At 57.4% G+C, this 5,583-nt stretch carries 12 protein-coding genes; all 12 read left to right on the forward strand.

Translation table 11 applies throughout. From position 1 onward, the window contains the following. Positions 1-26: 26 nt before the first annotated feature. The 12 genes from IB244_RS31135 to IB244_RS31190 all read left to right on the forward strand — a co-directional run bounded on the left by IB244_RS31135 (position 27) and on the right by IB244_RS31190 (position 5,188). A complete protein-coding gene (locus IB244_RS31135; protein ID WP_192306888.1) occupies positions 27-209 on the forward strand; it encodes a hypothetical protein in 183 nt (60 codons plus the stop codon). Between the two features lie 344 nt (positions 210-553). Then, the gene (locus IB244_RS31140) at positions 554-964 is read left to right on the forward strand and encodes a hypothetical protein (RefSeq protein WP_246734803.1); all 411 of its coding nucleotides are present in this window, start codon (positions 554-556) and stop codon (positions 962-964) included. Between the two features lie 51 nt (positions 965-1,015). Then, positions 1,016-1,678, forward strand: a complete 663-nt coding sequence (locus IB244_RS31145) for a metallophosphoesterase family protein (RefSeq protein ID WP_192306890.1) — start codon at positions 1,016-1,018, stop codon at positions 1,676-1,678. A 76-nt stretch (positions 1,679-1,754) separates the two neighbouring features. Next, a complete protein-coding gene (locus IB244_RS31150; RefSeq protein ID WP_192306892.1) occupies positions 1,755-1,982 on the forward strand; it encodes a hypothetical protein in 228 nt (75 codons plus the stop codon). Positions 1,983-1,995: 13 nt separating this feature from the next. Further along, positions 1,996-2,208 (forward strand): hypothetical protein, encoded by a 213-nt coding sequence (locus IB244_RS31155; protein WP_192306893.1) that lies wholly within the window; start codon positions 1,996-1,998, stop codon positions 2,206-2,208. Then, positions 2,205-2,546 carry a DUF1064 domain-containing protein gene (locus IB244_RS31160; protein ID WP_192306895.1) on the forward strand — a complete coding sequence of 114 codons (342 nt, stop codon included), beginning with the start codon at positions 2,205-2,207 and terminating at the stop codon, positions 2,544-2,546. The genes IB244_RS31155 and IB244_RS31160 overlap by 4 nt, the downstream gene beginning before the upstream one ends. Continuing rightward, positions 2,547-2,771, forward strand: a complete 225-nt coding sequence (locus tag IB244_RS31165; protein WP_192306897.1) for a hypothetical protein — start codon at positions 2,547-2,549, stop codon at positions 2,769-2,771. Continuing rightward, positions 2,768-3,118, forward strand: a complete 351-nt coding sequence (locus IB244_RS31170) for a hypothetical protein (protein ID WP_192306899.1) — start codon at positions 2,768-2,770, stop codon at positions 3,116-3,118. The genes IB244_RS31165 and IB244_RS31170 overlap by 4 nt, the downstream gene beginning before the upstream one ends. Before the next feature lie 11 nt (positions 3,119-3,129). Next, positions 3,130-3,966, forward strand: a complete 837-nt coding sequence (locus IB244_RS31175; RefSeq protein ID WP_192306901.1) for a GcrA family cell cycle regulator — start codon at positions 3,130-3,132, stop codon at positions 3,964-3,966. After that, complete coding sequence (locus IB244_RS31180) at positions 3,963-4,184, forward strand: peptide chain release factor family protein (RefSeq protein ID WP_192306903.1); 222 nt, start codon at positions 3,963-3,965, stop codon at positions 4,182-4,184. The genes IB244_RS31175 and IB244_RS31180 overlap by 4 nt, the downstream gene beginning before the upstream one ends. Positions 4,185-4,199: 15 nt before the next feature. Then, positions 4,200-4,814: a transcription termination/antitermination NusG family protein gene (locus IB244_RS31185; RefSeq protein ID WP_192306905.1), complete on the forward strand. Its 615-nt coding sequence runs from the start codon at positions 4,200-4,202 to the stop codon at positions 4,812-4,814. Beyond that, positions 4,811-5,188 carry a hypothetical protein gene (locus IB244_RS31190; protein WP_192306907.1) on the forward strand — a complete coding sequence of 126 codons (378 nt, stop codon included), beginning with the start codon at positions 4,811-4,813 and terminating at the stop codon, positions 5,186-5,188. The genes IB244_RS31185 and IB244_RS31190 overlap by 4 nt, the downstream gene beginning before the upstream one ends. Positions 5,189-5,583 lie beyond the last annotated feature (395 nt).

Consider the following 5,583-nt stretch of genomic DNA (forward strand, 5'->3'; position numbering starts at 1 on the left):
GTTAAACCATGAGCAACGACTCATTCATGATCCTCCTCGCTGTCGGCGTCCCTGCCGTGGCTATCACCGGCCTAGCTCTGGCGATCTGCGCCACATCTGGACGCTGCAGCCGCAAGGAAGAGCAGGAACTCGATATGGCCTGCTATGCGGCGCTTGAGGGCGACCTACGCAATTTCAATCCTGATCCGTCCTCTCCTCCCGGCGTGTGATCAGGTGCTGCTCTCGGCCTTCTCCCTCTCCTCGGGCCGGGAGCAGCGACATTCTCGGCAGCGTCCAAGCTGCCATCAATCGAACGGCGATCGAGCCAATGGGTACGAATGAACTTTCCCCATCTGGCTCGACCGCATCAACCGAAGCAACAGGCGGCGGAGCGCTTCGGAAGCTGTGTACTTGAATTACGGGAACCTTGCGGCGGGTGCCTGAGCGAGACGAAGGATCAGCAGCCCCTGCAAGGGCGCTTCCTTCGTCTCCAATAAACTGAGTGCTTTCGTCTCCATGCATCGTCAGCGGCTCCTTCAACAAGCCAAAGATGCACCACTCGGAGACGGAAAAAATGGGAATTTCACCCGGGAACGCGGGAAAGAAAACAGGGCAGGGCAAGAGTGCGAAGATGGATGACGTAGCGACAGCGAACAGCTTCATCGCGGAAATAGGCGGGAAACGCCACGTTGGCGACATGCTGCGGACCGCTTTGCGGGAGTTGCGCGAACGGTTCCCACATCGTGACGACCCGGAAAACCAATGGACAGAACGCCGCCTTCGTGGGTGGTGGAATAACGAGAGCCGCATCGTGAGACATTTCCAGATGGTGGAACTGTACGAGACGGCGGAAGCACTAAGGAAGGCTAGGGACGAGCATGCCGAATTCATCAAGGAGACCACCCGTATTCGTCAGATGGCTAAGCTTGCCAAAACGAATGCTGTTGGCCGCGTGGCTTCGAGACAAGGGGGCCAGTTGGGCTGAATGGATTTGCCCCGAGCTGAGAGACAACGACCAGACGAAGGACGAAGAGGAATGAGCTACACATTCGCAATCGGTGACGTTCACGGGTGCCTGGAGCCTCTTCTACGCCTCGTATCCCGCATTGAGATGTCGAGGCCGGAAGGCGGCACAATCGTATTCCTCGGCGATTATGTTGATCGCGGCCCCGATAGTCGCGGCGTCATCGATTTCATCATGGCCGGCCCTCAGAAGAAGGCTTGGAAGTGGATAGCCCTCAAGGGCAACCACGAAGACATGATGGTAGGCGCGCTGACCGGCAGAGAAGCCCCTGACCTGTGGCTTCTAAACGGCGGAGACGCCACCATGGATTCGTGGGACGGGAAGCCAATTAGAGCGCAAGTAGATTGGGCTGGCTCTCTCCCTCTGAAGCATCAGGACGAACATCGCTTCTACGTCCACGCTGGCATGCTGGAAGATGTTTCGTATGACGACCAGACAGAGAAAATCTTGCTCTGGTCCCGCCTGCCAAATGACTATTCCGGCGAGTATGGCGGCAAGCATCTTGTTCACGGCCACACGCCGATCGGCGAGCCTACCACCATCGGGAACCGGACCAACGTCGATAGCGCTTGCGTCTTCGGCAACAAGCTTTCCTGCGCCGTCTTCCATGACGAGACGCGCGGTCCCCCAATCGAATTCATGAGCGTACCGGCTCGCATCTTCCAACCGGCCTGACGTTCCCCCGGTGGCCCATACCTCCGGTCACCGCAACTAAGCCGTCTAACGGCGGCTATTTTCTTACGAGGCGGATATGACGAAGACGCTTAGCTACAACCTCCCGATCTTCTCCGATCTTCGCGTCCATCCTGTCGCCGCTGGCTTCGTCAACGTTTGGAAGGCTGCACCATTCCACGAGTGGACGCACGTCATGGGCGCTCGTTTCCGCACACGGTTCGATGCTGAAGAGTTTTGCCTTGGCAGAGGCCGGCCGCTCTACCGCATACGCATCATCCCTCATGCGCCTCGTCGGCCAATCTAGGGGAGATCGCAGCATGAACCCTCTCGACCTCCTTCGCCGCGGCTACGACACCGTAGAAATCGCCACTCTCCTCAAAGCCACAGAGGCGGAAGTAGAGAAGCAAATCCACCGCCTCCGCGAGGAAGAGCACCGCAAGGCCGTCAAGCGCGAGCAGCGCCGCGCCTACCAGCAGAACTGGATGCGTAAGTACCGGGAAGAGCTGCAGAGCTTGAGGGGCAAGGCATGACCAAGTACAAGGCCCAGCCCGTCACCATCGACGGCATCAGGTTTGCGTCGAAGAAGGAAGCCAACCGCTATTGCGAGCTTCGCCTTCTGCTCAAGGCCGGTGAGATATCGCACCTCGAAATCCAACCCCGGTTCAAGCTCCTCGTGAACGGATCGCCGCTGAAATACGAGAGCGGCCGGTCTGCCGTCTACATCGCAGACTTCGCCTATTTCGACCCGTCACGCGAGCGGAGGATTGTCGAGGACGTGAAGTCGCCAGCGACCAAAACGCCGCTCTACAAGCTCAAAAAAGCACTCATTGAGGCGATTTACCCCGCAGTCAAGATTGTGGAGATCTGAATGACCGTTCCTGACGACATCCACAACGTCGCAGACGATATCTGGATCAAGGTCGCGGCTGATGTCTATGACCGAACCGAGCTAACCGAGATCATCGGTAGGGCCATCCTCTCCGAGCGCAACCGCTGCGCCGTCATAGCCCGCAACTGGCAGTCAAGCTCACATCAAGACGAACAATACGCCGCCAACTCAATCGCTGACAAAATCATGGCAGGGGAAAGATGAGACAGGAACCGGAAGGCTTTGCTGATTTCTGGGGCGTGTGGCGCCCTCACGCACGACACACAGACGGACGCGGCCTAGCTCGGCAGGCGTTCGAAAAGCATCTCAAGGACGGCGCTTGCGCTCAAGACATGATCGACGGCGCCAAGCACTTCTTCCGCACCATGAAGGAGCGGGACAGGGAGTTTGTGCCTCTCTGCTCCACTTGGTTGAACCGCGGCGCCTATGAGGAACTCGCAGAGGCCGAACGCGCATGGAACGAGCGCGTGGCCCAGCGCCAGCAGCAGCAAACCAACGTCGTCAGCATGAACGTCGTCCTTCCCAAGACCCATTTCCTGAACAGAGCATAGGAGGCAGCCCAATGAACGCCCGCGCAGATATCGACATAGAGAAGGCCTCCAAGATGTGGAACGACGGACAATCGGCCGGGATGATAGCAGATCAGTTCGGCATCTCCCGCAATGTCGTCATCGGTCTTGCCAACCGTAACCGCGATCTGTTCCCGAACAAGAAGACCGGCACTACAGAAGTAACGGTAGCAGCCCCTATCCAGCGCAGGGAATACAAGCCCAGCGCCATGGCCCGTATCGATGTCGATGTCTACAAGGCCGCGCAGTTGTGGAACGAGGGCATGTCTCAAGAGCGCATCGCCGCCCGACTCGGGACAAACAAGCACGCGATCCGCAGGCTAACCGGCAAGTACCGTGAGCTATTCCCGAAACGGCCAAAGAGTGAATTCGTCTGGACTGACGAGAAAATCGCCGCAGCCGCCAAGATGTGGGCAGACGGGATGCAGCCCAGAGAGATTGGTGAGAAGTTCGGCACGACCAAAGCGGGACTGCTCGGCGTTGCCTTCCGCAACCGCGCACTTTTCCCGGCTCGTGGTGTGGGCCGCAAGTCTCCTCGCGGGACACGGAAGTCCCTTACGATCATCCCGAAGGCGAAGCAAAGGCGCGTGGTGGAACCTGACTTCGGCCCCGCTGAGCCGCAAATCCCGGCCACAGAATACGACCTCATGCGCCTCCCGTACTCAAAGACGCTCATCGATCTGGAACCGTGCGAATGCAAGTGGCCGCTGACATCAGGTGGGCCGTTCATGTTCTGCGCTGAGACGACGGAAGCCCGAGCGTCCTACTGCACCAACCATCTGGAGCGGTCTTTGCCTCGGCCAGAATACCGGAGGCTTAAAGCAGCGTGAACGACATTCCTGCCGATGATCTGAAGGTTGAGGTCTGGCCTATTCCCGGCATCCACCAGCGTGGCGGCCAGCATGTCGGCGTCTGCTCAGGTGTGCGCATCACCCACATACCGAGCAATATTCAGGCCTACGTCGATATCGGCCGGTCTCAGCACATCAACAAGATGATCGCCATGGACATGATCTTGGCGGCTATCACGCATCCAAGATTTCGGTAACGAGGAATAGGCGGCATGAAGATCAAGGCGGCGAAATGGTATGCAATCCGGCTCAAGCCGATGGCCCAGCGTCCGGCGAAACAGGACCCGCGCATCACCAACATAGAGTTCTCACTACGGCAGGAGGGCTTTGAGCATTACATGCCTCTGGAGCGGCGGGAAATAGTGCACCACCGCACAAAGAAGCCGATCGACAAGCAGTACCCGCTCATCCCAGGCTATGCCTTCGTCTGCGAACCACACGACTGGCTAAAGCTCGCCAAGTGCGATTTCGTCGCCGGCGTGCTCGGGGTGAGGGGGACGCCCATTCCTCTGATCCCGACCGTCATCGACGCCGTTCGCGATGCTGAGGCCGTCATCCTCTACGAATACGAGAGGCAGAAGGCCATGCGCCGACAGCGGGAGAAGGAGCAGGCAGACCGGCTTCAGCACATCCCGCAGCGCCGCGCTCGTCAGATGTACCCCGCAGGCACGCCGATCGTCATCGACCGCACGCACGTCCTCCTCGGCGGCATGAAGGGCAGGGTAGTGGACGCAACCGGCCGGCAGACCATCAAGGCAGTGATTGAAACGCTTAACGGGCTCGTGAATGCAGAGCTGTCGTTGGCATTTGTGGAGAAGGTGGCGTGACGAGTTATCCGAAAATTCTCAAGGTAAGTTCACACACGATAACCTGTGATGATGGAACAGAATTTGAAATTCCAGTATATCAAGCTTTTGGTTACCCAGTATTCGATAAAGACAGCATCGATAATGCTATTGCATATTTGAATAAAAGGCTCCCAGGGTGGTGGTATACTGCTGGAGAATGCAGCGTTTCGAGTGACGCAACAGTCGGCCCGGATAGAGCTTACATTCGAGAGCCATTTTTATCGATGTTTGATGACGGGTTTAGCGTAGATTTGGCTAAGCCATCTACAGTTGCGGAAGCACTAAAGGCAGCCGTAGACGAAGCTTTCAAAGCTTATTCAACGGCAATACAGAATAACGGCGGGGGGTCGTGAAAGCCGCCTGTTGATACCGCATTGCAACCATTGATAATTAGCTCAGAATCGGTTAATACTTCAGCCAGTGATTTGCGGGCTGTGCTGTAGCGGAACATCGCCGGGCCCCATGGGAGAGCTTCACGGCTCCCAGCCTTAGAAGAACTTTCCCTAAATTTAGCCTTCTCCTAATGCGTCGGGAGACGTGCCGGACCTAATCGACGCATCTGCGGTTTTTGTCGCGAACCGTCATCAGATAGCAAAAATGCGGCTCCCATTTTCAGAGCTAGAGATGCCCGACGAAGACGCATTCTCACCTCTCGAATCCCACTGCTCTCTCCGAGAAGCAACCTACGACGGCATCCAAGGCTTCGCCCTCATGGACTGCGACGGAGAGATGGAGATATTCGCAGAGA

The organism is Rhizobium sp. RHZ02, from assembly GCF_014851575.1.
GTDB lineage: Bacteria > Pseudomonadota > Alphaproteobacteria > Rhizobiales > Rhizobiaceae > Rhizobium > Rhizobium altiplani.

Bases quoted from the DNA above. Each gene is read 5' to 3' on its own strand.
- IB244_RS31135 (WP_192306888.1), top strand. From the start codon at position 27: ATGATCCTCCTCGCTGTCGGCGTCCCTGCCGTGGCTATCACCGGCCTA.
- IB244_RS31140 (WP_246734803.1), top strand. From the start codon at position 554: ATGGGAATTTCACCCGGGAACGCGGGAAAGAAAACAGGGCAGGGCAAG.
- IB244_RS31145 (WP_192306890.1), top strand. From the start codon at position 1,016: ATGAGCTACACATTCGCAATCGGTGACGTTCACGGGTGCCTGGAGCCT.
- IB244_RS31150 (WP_192306892.1), top strand. From the start codon at position 1,755: ATGACGAAGACGCTTAGCTACAACCTCCCGATCTTCTCCGATCTTCGC.
- IB244_RS31155 (WP_192306893.1), top strand. From the start codon at position 1,996: ATGAACCCTCTCGACCTCCTTCGCCGCGGCTACGACACCGTAGAAATC.
- IB244_RS31160 (WP_192306895.1), top strand. From the start codon at position 2,205: ATGACCAAGTACAAGGCCCAGCCCGTCACCATCGACGGCATCAGGTTT.
- IB244_RS31165 (WP_192306897.1), top strand. From the start codon at position 2,547: ATGACCGTTCCTGACGACATCCACAACGTCGCAGACGATATCTGGATC.
- IB244_RS31170 (WP_192306899.1), top strand. From the start codon at position 2,768: ATGAGACAGGAACCGGAAGGCTTTGCTGATTTCTGGGGCGTGTGGCGC.
- IB244_RS31175 (WP_192306901.1), top strand. From the start codon at position 3,130: ATGAACGCCCGCGCAGATATCGACATAGAGAAGGCCTCCAAGATGTGG.
- IB244_RS31185 (WP_192306905.1), top strand. From the start codon at position 4,200: ATGAAGATCAAGGCGGCGAAATGGTATGCAATCCGGCTCAAGCCGATG.